At 70.0% G+C, this 19,154-nt stretch carries 17 protein-coding genes; 11 read left to right on the plus strand and 6 right to left on the minus strand.

What is annotated here, in order from left to right; genetic code table 11:
* Positions 1 to 20 precede the first annotated feature (20 nt).
* Positions 21 to 1,664 (minus strand): GMC oxidoreductase, encoded by a 1,644-nt coding sequence (locus tag GWK61_RS08050; RefSeq protein WP_194906614.1) that lies wholly within the window; start codon positions 1,662 to 1,664, stop codon positions 21 to 23.
* A gap of 121 nt (positions 1,665 to 1,785) precedes the next feature.
* Positions 1,786 to 2,451: a flavin reductase family protein gene (locus GWK61_RS08055; RefSeq protein ID WP_194906615.1), complete on the minus strand. Its 666-nt coding sequence runs from the start codon at positions 2,449 to 2,451 to the stop codon at positions 1,786 to 1,788.
* A gap of 122 nt (positions 2,452 to 2,573) precedes the next feature.
* Here GWK61_RS08055 and GWK61_RS08060 point away from each other — a divergent pair, with 122 nt between their 5' ends.
* Together GWK61_RS08060 and GWK61_RS08065 are read left to right on the plus strand one after the other, a co-directional pair.
* Positions 2,574 to 3,320: an ArsR/SmtB family transcription factor gene (locus GWK61_RS08060; protein ID WP_194906660.1), complete on the plus strand. Its 747-nt coding sequence runs from the start codon at positions 2,574 to 2,576 to the stop codon at positions 3,318 to 3,320.
* A 228-nt stretch (positions 3,321 to 3,548) separates the two neighbouring features.
* Complete coding sequence (locus GWK61_RS08065) at positions 3,549 to 5,018, plus strand: choice-of-anchor P family protein (RefSeq protein ID WP_194906617.1); 1,470 nt, start codon at positions 3,549 to 3,551, stop codon at positions 5,016 to 5,018.
* 220 nt (positions 5,019 to 5,238) lie between these two features.
* On the opposite strand, the gene GWK61_RS08070 is transcribed toward GWK61_RS08065, so the two are convergent.
* Both GWK61_RS08070 and GWK61_RS08075 read right to left on the minus strand, forming a co-directional pair.
* Complete coding sequence (locus GWK61_RS08070) at positions 5,239 to 5,820, minus strand: hypothetical protein (RefSeq protein WP_194906619.1); 582 nt, start codon at positions 5,818 to 5,820, stop codon at positions 5,239 to 5,241.
* A 126-nt stretch (positions 5,821 to 5,946) separates the two neighbouring features.
* The gene (locus GWK61_RS08075; RefSeq protein WP_194906621.1) at positions 5,947 to 6,438 is read right to left on the minus strand and encodes a nucleoside 2-deoxyribosyltransferase domain-containing protein; all 492 of its coding nucleotides are present in this window, start codon (positions 6,436 to 6,438) and stop codon (positions 5,947 to 5,949) included.
* Between the two features lie 148 nt (positions 6,439 to 6,586).
* Between GWK61_RS08075 and GWK61_RS08080 the strand changes: the two genes are divergently transcribed.
* Together GWK61_RS08080 and GWK61_RS59355 are read left to right on the plus strand one after the other, a co-directional pair.
* Positions 6,587 to 8,044: an alkaline phosphatase family protein gene (locus tag GWK61_RS08080; RefSeq protein WP_194906623.1), complete on the plus strand. Its 1,458-nt coding sequence runs from the start codon at positions 6,587 to 6,589 to the stop codon at positions 8,042 to 8,044.
* Between the two features lie 351 nt (positions 8,045 to 8,395).
* Positions 8,396 to 9,085, plus strand: coding sequence for a transglycosylase family protein (locus GWK61_RS59355; protein WP_194906625.1), 690 nt, complete (start codon positions 8,396 to 8,398; stop codon positions 9,083 to 9,085).
* Between the two features lie 210 nt (positions 9,086 to 9,295).
* Here GWK61_RS59355 and GWK61_RS08090 read toward each other — a convergent pair whose 3' ends face one another.
* Complete coding sequence (locus GWK61_RS08090) at positions 9,296 to 9,889, minus strand: P-loop nucleotide/nucleoside kinase family protein (protein WP_194906627.1); 594 nt, start codon at positions 9,887 to 9,889, stop codon at positions 9,296 to 9,298.
* 105 nt (positions 9,890 to 9,994) lie between these two features.
* Between GWK61_RS08090 and GWK61_RS08095 the strand changes: the two genes are divergently transcribed.
* A complete protein-coding gene (locus GWK61_RS08095) occupies positions 9,995 to 10,354 on the plus strand; it encodes an MmcQ/YjbR family DNA-binding protein (protein WP_194906629.1) in 360 nt (119 codons plus the stop codon).
* Positions 10,355 to 10,361: 7 nt separating this feature from the next.
* On the opposite strand, the gene GWK61_RS08100 is transcribed toward GWK61_RS08095, so the two are convergent.
* Complete coding sequence (locus tag GWK61_RS08100; RefSeq protein ID WP_194906631.1) at positions 10,362 to 11,525, minus strand: pyridoxal phosphate-dependent aminotransferase; 1,164 nt, start codon at positions 11,523 to 11,525, stop codon at positions 10,362 to 10,364.
* A gap of 146 nt (positions 11,526 to 11,671) precedes the next feature.
* Between GWK61_RS08100 and GWK61_RS08105 the strand changes: the two genes are divergently transcribed.
* The 6 genes from GWK61_RS08105 to GWK61_RS08130 all read left to right on the plus strand — a co-directional run bounded on the left by GWK61_RS08105 (position 11,672) and on the right by GWK61_RS08130 (position 19,087).
* On the plus strand, positions 11,672 to 12,598 hold the full coding sequence (locus tag GWK61_RS08105) for an LLM class F420-dependent oxidoreductase (protein ID WP_194906633.1): 927 nt from the start codon (positions 11,672 to 11,674) through the stop codon (positions 12,596 to 12,598).
* 11 nt (positions 12,599 to 12,609) lie between these two features.
* Positions 12,610 to 13,422 (plus strand): pentapeptide repeat-containing protein, encoded by an 813-nt coding sequence (locus GWK61_RS08110; protein ID WP_194906635.1) that lies wholly within the window; start codon positions 12,610 to 12,612, stop codon positions 13,420 to 13,422.
* Positions 13,423 to 14,074: 652 nt separating this feature from the next.
* Entirely contained in the window at positions 14,075 to 15,229 is a 1,155-nt protein-coding gene (locus tag GWK61_RS08115) for a sugar ABC transporter substrate-binding protein (RefSeq protein ID WP_194906637.1), read from the plus strand.
* 221 nt (positions 15,230 to 15,450) lie between these two features.
* Complete coding sequence (locus GWK61_RS08120) at positions 15,451 to 16,413, plus strand: ATP-binding cassette domain-containing protein (RefSeq protein ID WP_194906639.1); 963 nt, start codon at positions 15,451 to 15,453, stop codon at positions 16,411 to 16,413.
* A complete protein-coding gene (locus GWK61_RS08125; RefSeq protein WP_228561924.1) occupies positions 16,410 to 17,738 on the plus strand; it encodes a sugar ABC transporter permease in 1,329 nt (442 codons plus the stop codon). The genes GWK61_RS08120 and GWK61_RS08125 overlap by 4 nt, the downstream gene beginning before the upstream one ends.
* A gap of 89 nt (positions 17,739 to 17,827) precedes the next feature.
* Positions 17,828 to 19,087, plus strand: coding sequence for an ROK family protein (locus tag GWK61_RS08130; RefSeq protein ID WP_194906640.1), 1,260 nt, complete (start codon positions 17,828 to 17,830; stop codon positions 19,085 to 19,087).
* The last annotated feature ends 67 nt before the right edge of the window (positions 19,088 to 19,154 follow it).

The raw sequence follows: 19,154 nt of genomic DNA on the forward strand, positions 1-19,154 counted from the left end.
TTCATCGGCCATCGATCAGCTCAGCCGCCGTTCGCGATGATGTTCTCGATGTTCCGCTCGGCCAGCGCGGTGATGGTCACGAACGGGTTCACGCTGGTGTTGCCCGGGATCAGCGCGCCGTCCATGACGTACAGCCCCGGGTAGGCGGTGAGCCGGCCGTAGTTGTCCGTGGCCTGATTCAGTACCGCGCCACCCAGCGGGTGGTACGTCAGCTGGTCCTGCCAGGTCTTGTACAGCCCGAACAGGTCCGTCCGGTAGATGGTGCCCTCGGTCGAGTTGATCTTGTCGAAGATGGACTTGGCCATCGTGATCCCGTCCTGCTTCCAGGCCTGCTGCCAGCTCAGGTCCACCTTCTGCGTGGCGGGGTTCCAGGAGAACTGCGCTCGGTGCGGGTTGTTCGTGATCGACAGGTACAGCGAGGCCCAGGTCTCGATCCCGATCGGCAGCGGCGCCACCTCGGCGAACGCCCCGCCCGCGGCCCAGTTGTCGATGCCGCCGCAGGGGACCGTGGACTGGTTGGAGCCGGTGGGGTCCCAGATCTGGTTCGCCCGGCCGACCATGATGTTCCCGTTGTCGCCCCAGTTCTGGCCGACCTGGTCGTTCAGGTTCGGCAGTCGGCCGGTGTCGCGCATCTGGACCAGCAGCTTGCTGGTGCCCACGCTGCCGGCCGCGAAGACCACCTTGTCGGCGGTGACCTCCTTGGTGACGACCACGTTCCCGGAGGTGTCCAGCTGGTTCATCAGCACCGTGTAGCCGCCGCCGGAGGCCGGGGACACCGAGGTCACCTTGTGCAGCGGCGTGATGTTGACCTTGCCGGTGGCCAGCGCGGCCGGGATGTACGTCTTCTGCAGGGACTTCTTGCCGTAGTTGTTGCCGTACAGCAGTTCCTGGCCCAGCGCCGAGCGCGGAACCGTGCCGGCGTCCTCGGCCTGCATGTAGGCCCAGTCGTAGACGTCCGGCACGAACACGAACGGGAACCCGGACCGGCCGGCCTGCTTCTGCCCGACCCGCGCGAACTGGTACCACTGGGTCGTGTTGAACCAGCTGGTCGGGATGACCCCGACGCCGAGCCCGGCGTTGGCCCGCGGGTAGTACACGTTGTACATCTCGGCGGGGTTCACCGAGGGCAGGATCGCGCCGAAGTTCGACTGCTTGGGCGTGACCGCCATGCCGCCGTTCACCAGCGATCCGCCGCCGATCCCGCGGCCCTGGTAGACGGTGATCCCGGCGAAGTCCTCGGCGTCGAGGACGCCGGTGTAGGACGGGATGCTCCGGTCGATCGGGATCCCGAGGAAGTACCCGACCGGCTGCTTGGTCTGCGTCCGCAGCCAGAACGACCGCTGGTCCGGACTGGTCAGGTTGCAGAAGATCTTCCCGTCCGAACCCGGGGTGTTCCAGGCCATGCCCATCTCGATCATCTCCACCGCGACGCCGGCCTGGGCCAGCCGCAGCGCCGCGACCGAGCCGCCGTACCCGGTGCCGATGACCAGGGCCTGGACGTGCGCCCCGTTGGAAATGGGGGTGCTGCGCGGCGCGGCGGCCGAGGCGCGCCCGGCCGAGAAGCCCCCCAACGCCGCCGCACCCAGAACCGTGCTTGTCCCCGCCAGGAATCCGCGCCGTGAAAGACCTCGGGCTCCTGGGTCTGGCCTTGATGTTGCGCTCATGTGACGCTCCTCACATGGTGCGGATTTTGGGACTTGTGTACTACCGCCCGCGTGAGAAGTCACGACCTACTGACAAGTAATATAACGGAGCATCAGATCAAAACCCGCAGGTAGATCGCTACTAATCGGTATGCGAGTCCTGAGACTCCGGGCCGCGAGGGGTTTGGCTCCGATACGTGAACCCGAGCTCATGCCCAAGCCCGAAGTAGTGCCGGAAGTTGTAGATCAGCGGGCTCCAGGCCGCCGGCTCCACGTGGTTCGTCCCCGGGATCACGATCGCCGGATCGGCGTGCACCCGCAGCACCTGGGCCTCGACGATGAGGAAGCCGTCGGTGACGTCCGGCAGCGCCCGCGCCACGGCGGCCTCGAACTGCAGGCCGCACTCGGCGACCCGCGGCGGATTGACAAGCTCGGACTCGACGGATGTGAACCCCGATAGACCGAACTTGTCAGGCTCGAACCGCATCCCCGGCGGCTTGCCCTCCGGCACCGGGAACCGGCCGGTCACCCCCGCCAGGCTCTCGATCCGCCGCCACAGATGCGGCCCGGGGACGTTGATCACGATCTGCGGACGCCGCGCGAGGTTGTACGCGGTCTGGCCCTCGGCACCCAGACCGAGCACGATCGTGTACCCCAGCGCCCACGCCGAGGAGATCGGCGCCAGATTCGCCGAGCCGTCGTCGTTCTCCGTCGACAGCAGGACCACCGGGGTGCCGAAGTACAGGATCGACGGCTCGATCGTCACATGCGCGCTCTGCGTGCTCGCCCTACTCGTTGTGCTGCTCATGGAGCGACCGTAGGCAGCGGACGTTTCGGCGGCCGCCGAACTCCGGCCGGAGAATAATCGCTGCTATGAGCACCACAGGCAGCACCACCAGCAGTACCGCAGGCAGCAGCACCGGCCGCGCCATGCGCACCGCCGCAAGCCCCACCACCGCGAACCCCCTGCTGGCCGGCGCCGACCTGGCCGCCATGGCCCGCCTGCTCGCCGACGGCACCCGCGCCACCTTCTGCCTGGCCCTGCTCGACGGCCGCGCCTGGACTCCGACCGAACTCGCCAAACACGCCGGTGTCGCGCCCTCCACGGCCACCGAACACCTCAACGCCATGGTCGCCGGCGGCCTGCTCGCCGAGGAACGCCAGGGCCGGCACCGCTACGTGCGTCTGGCCGACCAGCAGGTCGCCGAACTGATCGAGACCCTGGCCGCCGCCGCACCCGTCCGCTCCGCACCGCCGCCGCGAACGCTGTCCGCCGACAGCCGGCGGCGCGCGCTGGCCCACGCCCGCACCTGCTACGACCACCTGGCCGGCCGGGTCGGCGTGGCCATCGCCGACGCGATGACCGAGCGCGCCCTGGTGGACTGGGAGCACGGCCTGCGGCTCACGCCGGGTGGCGAGCGCTGGCTCGCCGACCTCGCCATCGAGGTGCCCGCCGCGGCCAAGCGCCCGGCGCTGCGGCCGTGCCTGGACTGGACCGAGCGCCGTCCGCACCTGGCCGGCGCCGTCGGCGCGGCGCTGTGCGGCCACGCTCTCGACAAGGGCTGGATCCGGCGGGTCGGCAGCACCCGCGCGGTGCTCGTCACCCCGGCCGGCCGCGAGGTGTTCCAAGGCGCGCTGGGGCTTTCGGCGGAGCTGCTGACTCCGGTCGCCAACTAACTCAGTTCTCTGATTCGCTCCGCGAGCGCCGCCGACCGTCGGTCTATGCGGCATGACCATGGCGTTCGGTGTCTGCACGCGCCAGCCGACGCCCGGCTCCCGCCCGGCAGACAACCGAATCAGAGCTCGAATAGGTTCACTCCTCGCGCGGCCGGCCACCGGTGCAACTGGTGGTCCCAGTGGGAATGGCGCCGCGCGGTTCCCATTCGGGTTCAGAAGGGGTGGAAGATGTCAGCAGCCTCAATCAGTGTGCGAAGAGCCCTGGCGTTCCTCGGGATGCTCGCGCTCACCTTCGCCGCGGTGGTGGTCGCGCCCGCGAGCCGGGCGCACGCCGCCGCCAACGTCGCGGTGCAGGTCGGCTACGCCGACACCGCGCGCGCGAATCCCGCGAACTTCCCGACCCCCTGGGAAGGCGCGCCGAACGTCACCTACGGCGGCTGCAGCGTCCCTGGCGGCTGCACGTTCGACGCCGGCGCCCTGCGGGTCATCAACAACACCGGCGTGAACGTCAACGTCGACTACATCAAGGTGAGCTTCGGCACCTGCGTGTTCGACATCTGGCGGCACAACGTCCCGCTCGGGCCGAGCGGGCAGTACATCGTCACGCAGACGATCAACTCCTTCAGCTCCGGCTGCACCTCCGACGGCTCCTTCGACACCTCCGACATCGGGCCCAACGGCGCGTCCTGGGCCGGGAACTGCAACCAGTCCGGCGTCGTCCCGCTGGTCATGGTGTCCATCGACGGTGTGGTCAGCAACTTCCCGGACTCCGGCAAGATCCTGAACACCGGCGGCGTCGACGGCGCCAGCTGCGGCATGGGCAACGAGTCCCAGCAGTGGGCCCCGGTCGGCAGCGTCTCGTGCCCGGGCTCGATCCTGAAGCTGGCGCCGAGCCAGCAGGAACTCGCGGTCGGGTCCACGGCCTCGGTCACCGCGAACTACGTCAACAGCTGCGGCGACCCGCTGCAGGGCGCGCCGATCGCGTTCAAGGTCGCCAGCGGCCCGAACGCCGGGGCGGGGGACACCGTCTCCACAGACGCCTCGGGCAACGCGACGTTCAGTTATACCGGCACGGCTTCGGGCACTGACACAGTCGGCTCCACGACGTCGAACCCGGCCGGCATCGTCAGCTCCAACAACGTCAAGGTCATCTGGGACGTCCTGCTCACCGGCGACGCCTACGGCCTGAAATCCTCGGGCCTGGTGGGCATCACCCCGACGCCCGAGGCCGGTCCGGTGGCGACCACCGGAGCCAGTAGCAGCTCGCCGCCGTGCGTGGTGACCATCACTGGCCTGATCAGTGCTGGCACCCTGTGCGCGAACGTCTCCACCGCGGTCGGCCCCAGCTCCTCCACGGCCAACGCCTCGGTGCAGCACGTCGGGATCGGCCTGCTGCTCGTGCCGGCGATCGAGATCGGCGCGGTCACGTCCACCTCGCACTCGGTCTGCTCCGGCAGCACCGGCGGCGCCACCATCGCCTCCATCACCGTCGGCGGCATCGTGGTCCCGGTCAGCGTCACCCCGGGCCCGAACACCACGGTGAACATCCTGGGGATCAAGCTGATCCTGAACGAGCAGATCGCCACGAACACCGCCACCGACCACGTGCTCACGGTCAACGCGGTGCACGTGATCGTGCCCGGCCTGCTGGACACGACCGTGGCCTCCTCGACGAGCGACATCCACGGGTGTGTGTGAGCTCTGAGATGAGCCGGTAGCGGCGCGGAAGGCGCCGGAAGCGCCGGCAAAGGCACGACGGCCCGGCCGGGAATCCCCGGACGGGCCGTCGTGTGGTGTGGGTGGTGCGGTTTGGTGTGGTGATGCGGTGGTGCCGTCTTGCTTTCGTGCTGTGTAGCTGTGTAGCTGTGCAGCTGTCGTGCTGTGCTGCCGTCGCCCGATGCGGCGCCGTGCGGGCTCGTCAGCCCTGGCAGGCGGTGATCATCGCCTGGGCGTCGTTCATCACCGAGGCGGTGTCGGGCGCCTTCCCGGCGGCGGCCTGCTGCGCGATGTTGACGTAGTCGTCGCCGACCTTCTTGATCGCCGAGGCCGCGGCCGGGTTGGTGGACTTCCCGGCGTCGGCGTGCAGCTTGTCCCCGATGCCCTTGATCGCGGCCAGCGCGCCGGCCGGGTTGCTCGCCGCGCCGCTGAGCGCGCTGGAGCCGCTGGCCAGGTCCGAGGTGGCCGCCTGGCAGCCGGCGTCGCTGCCGCCGAGGCCGCCGATGGTGCCCCCCGAGGAACCGCCCGTGCTGGAGCTGTCCGAGGACGAGGCGCCGCCGGAGGAGCCCGCGGTGTCCGACGACGACGCGCCGCCGGTGGACGACCCGCCGGTCGACGACGAGCCGCCGGAAGCGGCGGTCGTGTGCGACGTCAGACCGCCCGCGAGCGGGTTCCCGCCGGTGGAGCCGGTGGTGGTCCCGGACGAGGCGCAGCCCCCGAGCAGAATGACCGACGAGGCCACCGCCAAGCCGACGAGAGTCCGTACGCCACGCGTGGTGGACATGGTGTTACCCCCATTGTTGTTGGACGTGCGAAGTGCTTCGCCACGCTACCGCAACGGGTTGACGGCGAGTGCACAGACCGGAGGGTCATACCCGATATCCCGGCCCAAAAGTGCACCGTGGCGAGACTAAGGCGTGATGTCGATCGCTGAGATGATCTCCACCGCCCTCGCGACGGTCCCCACCATCGTCTCCGTCACCGGTACGCCCAACCTACGCGCCAACCGGACCAGGTATCGGTTCCTTTCTGGATTCGGGCAGTCCGGAGGGCAGCCGAGCACCGCTCGGCCGGAGCGCGCGACGAATCCGAACTCGACATTCGTGGTGAAACCGGGCAGGGTGCGCAGATCGCGCGGGATCCAGAACAGGATCGCCGAGGCGCGGTCCAAACCCTCCCATTCCCACTCGATCTGGTCGTCATACTCGGTTTCCCGCAGTCTGCCGGGGTTCTCCGGTACCAGGATGTGCAGCGTCGGCGGCGCGGTCCACGCGGCGTCCAGAGCCGCGATCGCCTGCGGACGCCAGGAGGCGACAGCCTTGGAGCGCGGAGTCGGACCGGCCAGGAAGACGCTCGGGCCGGACGGGATGGCCTCGCGGGCCCACACGACGGAAACGGTCACCCGGCAATCATCGCCGCACCGCGAGGCATCCGGGCGTTCTCCCCGAATCCACCATCGGCGATTACCTTGCCAGGGGAGGACGACATCTCAATTCTCTGATCTCTACCCGGCGGATCCAGGCCGATCCGTCGAAGACGGGAGCCCGCGCATGTCGTTGACCCGCCGCCGCCTGCTCACCACAGGTGCCGCCACCTCGGCCCTGTCCCTGCTGCCGGCCTCGCTGACCAAGGCGATGGCCGCCGCCCCGGACAACCGGCTGCACTCCCTGGACCAGATCGAGCACGTCATGATCCTGATGCAGGAGAACCGCAGCTTCGACCACTACTTCGGCACGCTGTCCGGCGTGCGGGGGTTCGGCGACCGCGACGCGATCCGCCTGCCCGACGGCCGTCCGGTGTTCTACCAGCCCGACACCGCCAACCCCGACGGCTACACCCTGCCGTTCCGCATCGACACCACCAAGACCAGCGGCGCCAAGTACCCGAGCACCGACCACAGCTGGCACGGCCAGCACACCTCCTGGAACCACGGCGCGATGGACGGCTGGATGGCCGCGCACCGCCCGGCCGACGGCGGTCCGTGGTCCATGGGCTACCTGACGCGCGAGGACCTGCCGTTCCACTACGCGCTCGCCGACGCCTTCACCGTGTGCGACAACTACCACTGCTCGGCCTTCGGCCCCACGCACGCCAACCGGCTGTTCGCGGTCAGCGGCACCAACGACCCCGACGGCGTGGCCGGCGGCCCGGTGGTGAGCAACCACAACCCGGCGCCGTTCCGCTGGACCACCTACGCCGAGCGCCTGGAGGCCGCGGGCATCAGCTGGCGCTACTACGTCGCCAACACTCAGGGCTCGGATCTGGGCTGGTTCCAGAACTTCCAGAACGCCCCGCACGACTCCTCCCTGTGGATCAACGGGATGCAGCCGCGGCCGCCGCAGGCGATCGCCGACGACATCGCCAACGGCGACCTGCCCGCCGTCAGCTGGCTGAACTCGCAGTATCTGCCCTCGATCGGGCAGCCGGAGGCCAGCGAGCACCCGCCGGCGCTGCCCGGGGCCGGGGCGCAGTACATCTGGGGCGTGCTGGACGCGCTCGGGCAGCACCCCGAGGTGTGGGCCAAGACGCTGCTGATCATCACCTACGACGAGAACGACGGCCTGTTCGACCACGTGCGGCCGCCGACCGCGCCGGCCGGGACGCCGGGGGAGTGGATCACCGTCGACCCGCTTCCGGCCGAGTGCCAGGGCATCGCCGGGCCCTCCGGGCTGGGCTTCCGGGTGCCGACGCTCGTGGTCTCGCCGTGGAGCGCCGGCGGCTTCGTGTGCTCGGAGGTGTTCGACCACACCTCGACGCTGCGGCTGCTGGAGCGCCGGTTCGGCGTGCGGGAGACGAACATCAGCGCCTGGCGGCGTCACACCGTCGGTGACCTGACCGGGACGTTGCGTATGCACGACCGGCCGCAGCGGCGGTTCCCGAAACTCCCCGACGCCGCCGCGCTCTACCAGCAGGAACTGAACGAGGTCGCGACGCTACCGGCGCCGGTTCCGCCGACCGTGCAGAGCAGGCCGCGGCAGGAGCGCGGACATCGGCGCCATGTGGGCTGATTAGTCCGTTTTCGCACCCCTGGGAAGGCCCTGAGAAGAGCTCGGGACCTTCCCAGATTCGTTTGTCCAGAATGTGATCCGCTCGGCACGCTTCGTGAGTTCTGCGTCGGAAAGGCGCCAATTCCCTTACCACCGGTGTGTCTCTTATCAACTGCATGTCATCGTTCTTGTGATTTGCTCAGGCTTGTGCTTACCGTCTGGGGCATGCCCCGCCGCGAGCGGGGACCTCGCCGGCCGGCACGCCGCATTCCTGCCCCGGACCGCGAGAGTCATCTGTGACCCGACCCCCGTGATCGGTGCAGGAGGCCGGCGCCCAGCGCCGGCCGGCGTGGCGGAGAGAGCTGACTGATCATGAGCAAGTCCATGCTGTCCGGCCGCAAGAAGGCCGGGATCGTCGTGGCCTCCGTGGCCGGCGCCGCGGTCGTGCTGCCCGCCCTGATGGCCTCCACCGCCAGCGCCGCCAGCGTCTCCACCTGGGACCAGGTCGCCTCCTGCGAAAGCGGCGGCAACTGGTCCATCAACACCGGCAACGGCTACTACGGCGGCCTGCAGTTCTCGACCAGCTCCTGGCTCGGCGCCGGCGGCGGCAAGTACGCCCCGCGCGCCGACCTGGCCACCAAGGACCAGCAGATAGCCGTGGCCGAGAACCTGCTCGCCTCCCAGGGCCCCGGCGCCTGGCCGGTGTGCGGCCCGCGCGCGGGCCTGAGCGCCGGCGGCGCCGCGGCGGCCGTGAACCCGGGCAGCGGCTCGACCGGCTCCAGCTCCAGCGGCACCCAGCAGCAGACCCAGACCCAGACGCCGCAGCAGGCGCCGAAGCAGCAGCCGCAGCAGCGACAGAACACCCAGCCCGCCCCGGCCCAGAACGCGGCCCCGCAAGCCCAGCCGACCGGCGCGACCTACACCATCAAGAGCGGCGACACACTGTCGCAGATCGCTGTCACGAACCACGTGGCCGGCGGCTGGCAGAGCCTGTTCCAGCTGAACAAGGGCCAGATCTCGAACCCGAACCTGATCTTCCCGGGCCAGGTCATCAAGCTCTGAGAACCGCCTCGCCGGGGCCGGACCACGCATGGCCTAGGCAGCATGCTGAGCGGCTTGCCGAGTTGAAGCCTCCCGCCCGGCTGTCGGTGCGGCCTCGGGTCGGCGGGCGATGGAGGCATTGTTGGCCCTACTGGCGCTTCGTTGCGGCGGTCGTGCTGGCTCCGGTCTGCTTCGTGCGGGCCGGGGCTCGCGGTTTTTCAAGGGTCTTAGTCAGGCGGCGCGCGCCGCCGAGACCGCCTCCAGCGTCAGCTTGAGCATCGTCTCAGCATCCTGTTCCGCGGAGTCCATCACCAGATGCGGCTCCGGCCACGCCTCCCACAACCCCTGCATCCGCTGCACATGCGTCCACGGCACCGTCGGCCGCCACCCCGGAATCCCGCGGTCCCGGCCCTCGACCCGCGACCGGTGCACCTCCGGATCCGAGCACACGCACTCCACCCCCACGAAGCGCGCCCCCAGACTCTCGGCCACCCGCCGATAGCGCTCCCGCACCTCGACTTCGTGCCCCGGCGCATCCAGTGCCACGTCCAACCCCAGCTGCACCTGCCGCGCGAGCGCCCCGACCATCATCATCTCGGCCAGCGGCAGCTGGTTCTCCTCCGTCAGTACCCGGAACGGCGTCAAAGCCCCGAGCTGCCAGTCCGTGGAGAACACCGCGGCCCGCAGCTCCCGTGCCAACCCCTCGGCCAACGTGCTCTTCCCGGCCCCCGGCACCCCCGCGACCAGAACCGCGACCGGCCTCGCCGCGGGGTCCAGGGGCGTCAGGTTCTCGTAGGCCTGGAACGCAGGCTCGTAGTCGGTCATGGCACCGACCCTAGGCACGACACCGCCCGGAACCCGCGCGCTTTCGCTGACGGCGAACGGCCCGCCCGAAGCGCGTGTGTCAGACCCGCCGCCTACCCTGGCCGCATGACCGACGCGCGAAACAGCCGCGGAACCACCAAGGAGCGCTTCGCCGACCTGGCCGAAACCTACCTCGGCGTCGAGGGCGTGACCTGCCCCGGCACCGAGCCCGGCATGCGCGGCTTCGGCCGCGGCGGCCTGAAGGTCGGCGGCAAACTGTTCGCGATGGTGAGCCAGGACCGGCTGGTCGTCAAGCTTCCGGCCGAACGCGTCGACGCGCTGGTGTCCGCCGGCGACGGCGACCACTTCGACCCCCGCAAGAACGGCGTCCCCATGCGCGAGTGGTTCATCGTCGACCAGAGCAGCGACCTCGACTGGCACGCCCTGGCCGAAGAGGCGCGCGCCTACATCAGCGCGCTGGCATAGCCCTGCGCTACCCCTTCAACCGCCCCAACCGCTCCACAGCCTCGACCAGTACCTCGTCCTTCTTGCAGAACGCGAACCGCACCAAGCTCCGCGCCCCCTCGACGTCGTCGTAGAACACCTGGTTCGGGATCGCCACGACGCCGCACCGTTCGGGCAGCTCGCGGCAGAACTCCATCCCGTTCTTCTTACTCAGCCCGCTGATATCCGTGGTGACGAAGTACGTCCCGTCCGGCTGGAACACCTCGAACCCGGCCGCGCTCAGCCCGCCGACCAGCAGGTCGCGCTTGCGCCGCAGGTCGGCGCGCAGCGTGGTGAAGTACTCGTCCGGCAGGGCCAGGGCGGTCGCGGCGGCGTACTGGAAGGGGCCGCTCGCCACGTACGTCAGGAACTGCTTCGCGCTGCGGACCGCCGAGACCAGTGCCGGCGGCGCCGTCACCCAGCCGACCTTCCAGCCGGTGAAGGAGAAGGTCTTGCCCGCCGAGCCGATCGTCACCGTGCGCTCGCGCATCCCCGGCAGCGTGGCCAGCGGGATGTGCTCGGGGCCGAACGTCAGGTGCTCGTACACCTCGTCGGTGACGACCAGCAGGTCGCGCTCGCACGCCAGCGCGGCGATCGCCTCGGACTCGGCGCGGGTGAGGACCATGCCGGTCGGGTTGTGCGGGGTGTTCAGCAGCAGCAGGCGCGTGCGGTCGGTCACCGCGGCGCGCAGCGCGTCCAGGTCGGGGCGGAAGTGCGGGGGACGCAGCGTCACCGGCACGCGCACGCCGCCGGCCATCGCGATGCACGCCGTGTACGAGTCGTAGTACGGCTCGAACGCCACCACCTCGTCGCCCGGCTCCAGCAGCGCCAGCATCGCCGCCGCGATGGCCTCGGTGGCGCCGGCGGTGACCAGCACCTCGGTGTCCGGGTCGAAGTCCAGGCCGTAGAAGCGCTTCTGGTGCTCGGCCACGGCCCTGCGCAGCTCCGGGACGCCGGACCCGGGCGGGTACTGGTTGCCGTGCCCGGACAGCACCGCCTCGGCCGCCGCGCGCTTGATCTCCTCGGGGCCGTCGGTGTCCGGGAAGCCCTGCCCGAGGTTGATCGAGCCGGTGGCGACCGCCAGCGCCGACATCTCGGCGAAGATGGTGGTGCCCATCGGGGCCAGGCGGCTGTTGACGTAGGGCATGCGCATGACGCCATCCTGCCGTACCGGCGCCGCCGCGCACCTGTTGCCCGCGCACCGTTGCCGATGCACCCACCGCCCACGGACCGAACGCTCACGCATCCGCCGCGCGAGCACCGCCGCGAGTGCGCCGCGCCGTGTGAAAGGCTTGTCCCATGGACTTGCGCATCTTCACCGAGCCCCAGCAGGGCGCCGACTACGACACCCTCCTCACCGTCGCCAAAGCCACCGAGGACCTGGGCTTCGACGCGTTCTTCCGCTCCGACCACTACCTGAAGATGGGCGACGTCACCGGCGCCCCCGGCCCCACCGACGCCTGGATCACGCTGGCCGGCCTGGCCCGCGAGACCAGCCGCATCAAGCTCGGCACCCTGGTCAGCCCGGCCACCTTCCGGCTGCCCGGCCCGCTGGCCATCACGGTCGCGCAGGTCGACGCCATGGCCGGCCCGGGCCGCGTGGAGCTGGGCCTGGGCACCGGCTGGTTCGGCGACGAGCACACCGCCTACGGCATCCCCTTCCCGGACAAGCGCTTCGGCCTGCTGGAGGAGCAGCTGGAGATCATCACCGGGCTGTGGAACACCCCCGACGGCGAGACCTACAGCTTCAAGGGCGAGCACTACACCCTCAGCGACTCCCCGGCGCTGCCCAAGCCGGTCACCGAGCCGCACCCGCCGATCGTCATCGGCGGCGGCGGCCCGAAGCGCACCCCGCGCCTCGCCGCGCGCTACGCCGCCGAGTACAACACCTCGTTCAGGTCCTTCGAGGACAGCGAACGCCTGTTCGGCACCGTCCGCGACGCCGTCGCCGCCAACGGCCGCGCCCCGGAGTCGATGACGTACTCCGCCGCCCTGGTGGCCTGCGTCGGCCGCGACGAGGCCGAGTACGCCCGGCGCGCCGCCGCGATCGGCCGTGAGCCGGCCGAGCTGCGCGAGAACGGCCTGGCCGGCACCCCGGCGGAGGTCGTGGACAAGCTCGGCCGCTACATCGGCATCGGCACCCAGCGCGTCTACCTGCAGATCCTGGCCCTGTCCGACCTGGACCACCTGGAACTCATCGCGAACGACGTGATGCGGCAGCTGTAAGCAGGACCCTGATGCCCAGCCCCCGCACCGATCTGAGCGCCGACTGCGCCGACTGCTTCGCGCTGTGCTGCGTGGGGCTGGCCTTCACGGCGTCCCGGGACTTCGCGATCGACAAGTCCGCCGGGACGCCGTGCCCCAACCTCGCCGCCGACGACCGCTGCTCCATCCACACCGGACTGCGCGGCCGCGGCTTCCAAGGCTGCACCGTCTACGACTGCTTCGGCGCCGGCCAGAAGCTGTCGAAGGAGACGTTCGGAGGCGTGTCGTGGCGCGACGCCCCGGGCACCGCCGCGCAGATGTTCGCCGCACTCCCGGTGATGCGCCAACTGCACGAGATGCTCTGGTACCTCACCGAAGCCGAGCAACTGGCCGCGGCCTCCGCGCTGCGCACCGAGATCAGCTGGTCCGCCGAGGAAACCGAGCGCCTCACCCGGCTCCCCGCCGACGACCTGCTGGCCCTGGACGTCGCCGCCCACCGCCGCGGTGTCAGCGAACTGCTCTCTGAAGTCAGTGCCCTGATGCGCGCAGGCATCGGCACCGGCCGCAAGAAGGACCGGCGGGGAGCCGACCTGATAGGCGCACGCCTTCCGGGAGCCGACCTGCACGGCGCGGACCTGCGCGGCGCCTACCTGATCGGTGCCGACCTCACCGGCGCCGACCTGCGGCGCGCCGACCTGATCGGCGCCGACCTGCGCGACGCGAACCTGGCCGGAGCCGACCTGACCGGCGCGATATTCCTGACCCAGACCCAGCTCAACGCAGCCCTCGGAGATCAGAGGACGAAGATCACCGAAGCGCTGACGCGGCCCTCGCACTGGGAGTGACCGCCGGGACACCGCCGGGATCACCGCCGGGATGCCACCGAGACGGCCGCCGGGATGCCGCCGGGATGCCACCGGGATAAGTTGAATAGTCCGTGGTCCGACTCAGCCCCCGGACAACAAAGCCCCGAACAAACGCCTCAATCGTTCGGCAAGCACGGCATCCGGATCGGCCTCAGCGCGCGCGATCAGAGTCGCGAGCGTCCGGTCGTGGTTGACAGGGGCGACATAGCACCACATCATCTGATGAAAGGGCGCTTATCGGGCAAGATCAACGTTGCGCGCCGCACCTAAAGATCGTCGCCGAGTGTGATCGGACCTCTGTGCGAGGGCCGACCGCCGGAACCGGTACCGCAGCTCGGCGTTGAGCGAATTTGAGGTCCGCGGCGCCTTCCCGCCACACCCCGGCCGACCAGGCAAGTGCCCTGCTTCACAAGGTCTGTGGGGGCATCGACGAGGCGGTATCTGTAGCAGGGGTGCCCGCCCGGTGCCAAGCCGGTCCGGACGTTGCCGTTTCGTGACGTGTTCATGGCGGATTCGTGTCCGCCAGCTCATAGCGATCATGGTCGAAACCCGAATAGGTTTTGCGCGTCAACATATCGGCGGCGCCTCCCGGGGGTAGGCGACGTGCGGAACCAGAAAGGGGCAAGCTCCCATGCGTAAGGCGATACTCGCTATCACCGCACTCGGCGCCGCGGTTGCGTTGAGCGCAGCTGGATGCAGTAGCTCGAAGAGCAACAGCAGCGGTTCCACGACGGGCGGCAGCAGCTCGACCAGCAGCGCGGCCTCGGGCAGCAGCAGCAGTAGCAGCGGCACTCCGCACTACACGAACAACAAGGTCGGCGTCCTGCTGCCGGACACCAACTCCTCGCCGCGGTGGGTCAACTCCGACCCCAACGAGCTCAAGACCCAGTGCGACAGCCTGGGCCTGGTCTGCGACATCCAGAACGCGAACGGTTCGGCCACGACGCAGACCACGCAGGCGCAGTCGATGCTCAACGAGGGCGTCGGCGTCCTGATGATCGTCAACCTGGACTCCGGCTCGGCCAAGGCGATCGAGGCCCAGGCCCAGGCCAAGGGCGTCGTCACCATCGACTACGACCGCCTGACCCTCGGCGGCAGCGCGCAGTACTACGTGTCCTTCGACAACACCGCGGTCGGCACCCTGCAGGGCAACGCCCTGGTCAAGTGCCCGCAGGTGGCCAGCAAGACGGCCGTGAAGTACGTCGAGGAGGACGGCGCCGCGACCGACAACAACGCGACGCTGTTCAAGCAGGGCTACGACGGCGTGCTGAGCAAGCAGGCGGGCTGGACCAAGGCCGGCGAGCAGTCCGGCAACTGGGACAACCCGGCCGGTACCGCGCAGTCGACCTTCCAGAAGCTGCTGCAGGGCGCGCCGGACCTGAACGCGGTCATGGTCGCCAACGACGAGATGGCCAACGCCGTCATCACCGTGCTCAAGCAGCAGGGCCTCAACGGCAAGGTGGCCGTCTCCGGCCAGGACGCGACCGCGACCGGTCTGCAGAACATCCTGACCGGCGACCAGTGCTTCACGATCTACAAGCCGGTCAAGGGCGAGGCCGACGTGGCCGTCAAGCTGGCCAGCCAGATCCTGTCCGGCCAGAAGCCCACCGCGCCGGCCACGGTCAAGGACTCGACCGGCAACCGTGACGTCCCGTCCTACCTGGCCACCCCGGTCGTGGTGGACAAGACCAACATCACCCTGCCGTTCACCGACGGCTACCAGAAGGCCTCCGACGTCTGCACCGGCGACTTCGCCGCGAAGTGCACGGCGGCCGGCATCAAGTAACACCGCTCGACCCGCGGCGGTGGCATCGGGTTCCCACTTTCCGATGCCGCCGCCGCTGGTCTGCGAGTGCTCCGCGCGGGAGCGTCCAATCCCCCTGCGAAGCCCACGGAGCGACCCGCGGCCGAGAAGTCGAAGGGTCGCTCAAGGCAAGACCGTTCGGGCTCGACCGCTCTGGCTCGACCGTTCGATTGCTGGGCGTCATGAGTTGAGAGAGGTGTGAGGTGACGGAAACAACCACGTCCACGACACCCCGGACGGCAGGATCGGGCGAGCCGATCCTCAAGTTGCGGGCAGTCAACAAGTCCTTCGGGCCGGTGCACGTCCTGCAGGACGTCGAGTTCGAGGCGCACGCCGGCGAGGTCACGGCCCTGGTCGGTGACAACGGCGCCGGCAAGTCCACGCTGGTGAAGTGCATCGGTGGCACCTACGCCATCGACAGCGGCGAGTACCTGTTCGAGGGCCAGCCGGTGAAGGTGCACGACCCCCGTGACGCCGCCGCGCTCGGCATCGAGATCGTGTACCAGGACCTCGCGCTGTGCGAGAACCTGGACATCGTCGGCAACATGTTCCTGGGCCGCGAGCGGGTCTCGGGCTGGAAGACGCTGGACGAGAACACCATGGAGCGCCTGGCCGGCGAGACGCTGGCCGGCCTGTCGGTGCGCACCGTGAAGTCGTTGCGCCAGCAGGTCTCCAGCCTGTCCGGCGGCCAGCGGCAGACCGTGGCCATCGCCAAGTCGGTGCTCTGGAACTCCAAGGTCGTCATCCTCGACGAGCCGACCGCCGCCCTCGGCGTGGCCCAGACCGAGCAGGTCCTGGAGCTCGTCCGGCGCCTGGCCGACCGCGGCCACGCGGTCATCCTGATCTCGCACAACATGCGCGACGTACTTGAGGTTTCCGACCGGATCGCCGCCCTGTACCTGGGCCGGATGGCCGCGCAGGTCAAGCGCTCGGACGTGACCCAGACCCAGATCGTCGAGCTGATCACCGCCGGCCGCTCCGGGGACCTGGGCCTGCAGCCCGGCACCAACGGCAACGGCAACGGGCACGGCAACGGGCACGACGTCCCTGCCGCCCCGGCCGTCCCTGCCGCCGGCCTCGACGCCGCCGGCGGGACCGGCATCTCCGACGCGCTCAGCGCAGCCGACGCGAACACCGATTCCGACGGGAAGGGGGCGGCCTCATGAGCAGCCAGCCTGTCACCGAGAACACCACCACCGCGGCGACCGGCACCGCCGGCGACGCGGCGCCCGCGACCGGCGCCGCCGGCACGCTGCTGGCCTACGGCCGCAACCGCATCGAGCGGGCCCGCGGCGGCGAGCTGGGCTCCATGCCCGCCGTGGCCGGCCTGGTCGTCCTGGTCATCTTCTTCGCGATCGTGCAGAACGGCTTCCTGTCGCTGTACAACATCGCCAACCTGGTCACCCAGGCCGCACCGATCATCGTGCTGGCCATGGGCCTGGTCTTCGTCCTGCTGCTGGGCGAGATCGACCTGAGCGCGGGCACCGCCTCCGGCGTGTGCGCGGCGCTGATGGCGGTCATGATCGTGCGGCACAACGTCGCGTGGTACTGGTCGGTGCTGGCCGCGGTCATCGTCGGCGCGGTCCTGGGCTTCGCCATCGGCTGGCTGCGCGCCAAGGCCCGCATCCCCTCCTTCGTCGTCACCCTGGCCGCGTTCCTGTCCTTCCAGGGCATCGTGCTGATGCAGGTCGGCAAGGCCGGCTCGATCTCGCTGCCGGACCAGGCCGCCAAGCCGATCATCACGCTCGAGGGCTACAACAACAACCTGATGCCGCTGTGGCTGGGCTGGGTCATGCTGGCCGTGGTCGCCGGCGGCTACGCGCTGGTGAAGCTGCGCATCGCGGTGAGCAAGCGGTCGGCCGGCCTGGAAGCCGAGCCCGCCCTGGTGACGTTCTTCAAGACGGTGCTGATGCTGATCCTGGGCGCCATCTTCGTCTACCTGCTCGGCGAGAACCGCGCGATCCAGCAGAACGCGTTCTTCAACAACCTGAAGATCGAGGGCATCCCCTGGGTGGTGCTGCTGCTGATCGTCCTCACCGTGGTCCTGACCTTCCTGCTCAGCCGTACCCGCTACGGCCGGCACGTCTACGCCGTCGGCGGCAACGACGAGGCCTCGCGCCGGGCCGGTATCCGGGTCGACCGGATCCGCATCTCGGTGTTCGTGATCTGCTCCACGCTGGCCGCCGTGGCCGGTGTCGTGCAGGCCTCGCAGCTGGAGTCGGTGGCCTCGAACTTCGGCGCCGGCAACACCCTGCTGCTGGCCGTCGGCGCGGCCGTGATCGGCGGCACCAGCCTGTTCGGCGGCCGCGGCCGCATCATGGACGCGGTCTGGGGCGGCCTGGTCGTGGCGGTCATCCAGAACGGCATGGGCGACCTGATCAAGGGCGCGAACAGCCAGGCCTGGCAGTGGATCGTGACCGGCCTGGTGCTGCTCCTCGCGGCCGGCTTCGACGCGGCGTCCCGCCGCGTCGGACGGGGCGACGCGCACTGAGGCGGGTGATTCGGCCGGTCTCGGCCATAATGTCCGAGACCGGCCGATACCGGCCGACACGCGGGGAAACGCGCAGCGAGGAGAGAACCATGAGGGCCCGCAAGGGGTTCACCTACGGTGTGACCCAGGAGGAGCTGCGCCGGCACAACCTGTCCACTCTTCTGCGCTACGTGCACGAACACGGCCCCACCTCGCGGGCGGTGCTGACCGCGAGCATGAACCTCAACCGCTCCACCATCGGCGCGCTCACCGCCGACCTGTCCTCGGCCGGCCTGGTCGAGGAGGAACTCCCCGGACAACACCTCGGCGCCGGCCGACCCTCGCTGGTGGTCGTCCCGCGCGCCGCACACGTCTACGCGCTCGCCTACATGATCGGCGTCGACTTCGTCGTCGCGGCCCGCGTCGGACTCGGCGGCCAGGTCCTGGACCGCCGCGAGCTCTACCGCCCCCGCGGCGACTACGACCTCGAAGACGTCATGGGGCACCTCGAACGCTTCACCGGCGAACTGCTCTCCGCCGACGACATCCCGCCCGGCGCGCTGTGCGCCGGAGTCGGCGCCGCGGTCCCGGCCGCCGTCCGCTCCACCGACGGCATGCTGCGCTTCGTCCCCAACATGAACTGGGACGACTGGGGCGACGCGCCCCTCGGCGACATCCTGCACCGCCGCCTGATGGAGACCTTCGGCATCGGCGCCCCCGTCGCCGTCGGCAACGACGCCGACCTCGGCGCCCTGGCCGAACGCACCCGCGGCGCCGCAGTGGGCTGCGACGACGTCGTGTACCTGGTCGGCGAGGTCGGCGTCGGCGCCGGCGTGATCGCCGGCGGCGAAGCCATGTCCGGCCACGACGGCTACGCCGGCGAAGTCGGCCACATGGTCGTCAACCCCTCGGGCCGGCTGTGCCGCTGCGGCGCGCGCGGCTGCTGGGAGACCGAGATCGGCGAACCGGCGATCCTCGCCGCCGCCGGCCACGCCGACGGCCGGCGCGCGACCGTCGCCGAACTCGTCGCCGAGGCGACCGCGGGCGACGAGAAGGCCGTCCGCGCGCTGGAGCACATCGGCAGCTGGATCGCCCTGGGGGTGGCGAACATCGTGACGGTGTTCAACCCCAGCATGGTGATCTTCGGCGGCCTGTTCGACGACGTGTTCCCGGCCGTCCAGGGCCAGATCCGCACGAACCTCCTCTCCGGCAGCCTGGGCGTGGTGCGCGAAGGCGTGCGCCTGGTGACGCCGGGGCTCGGCGCGGACTCCACGCTGATCGGCGCGGCGGAGAAGGCGTTCGAGCCGCTGCTGGCCGACCCGCTGGGGTTCTTGCAGCAGACGGCTCGCAACAGCGCTGTGGCGGGCTGATTCTTCGCCGCTGCTGCTTGGTGTGTGGGTGCTGGTGGCGGGTGGGCGGGCGTGGCGGGTGCGGTTG

Origin of the sequence: Catenulispora rubra, from assembly GCF_015356825.1 — a bacterium.
GTDB lineage: Bacteria > Actinomycetota > Actinomycetes > Streptomycetales > Catenulisporaceae > Catenulispora > Catenulispora rubra.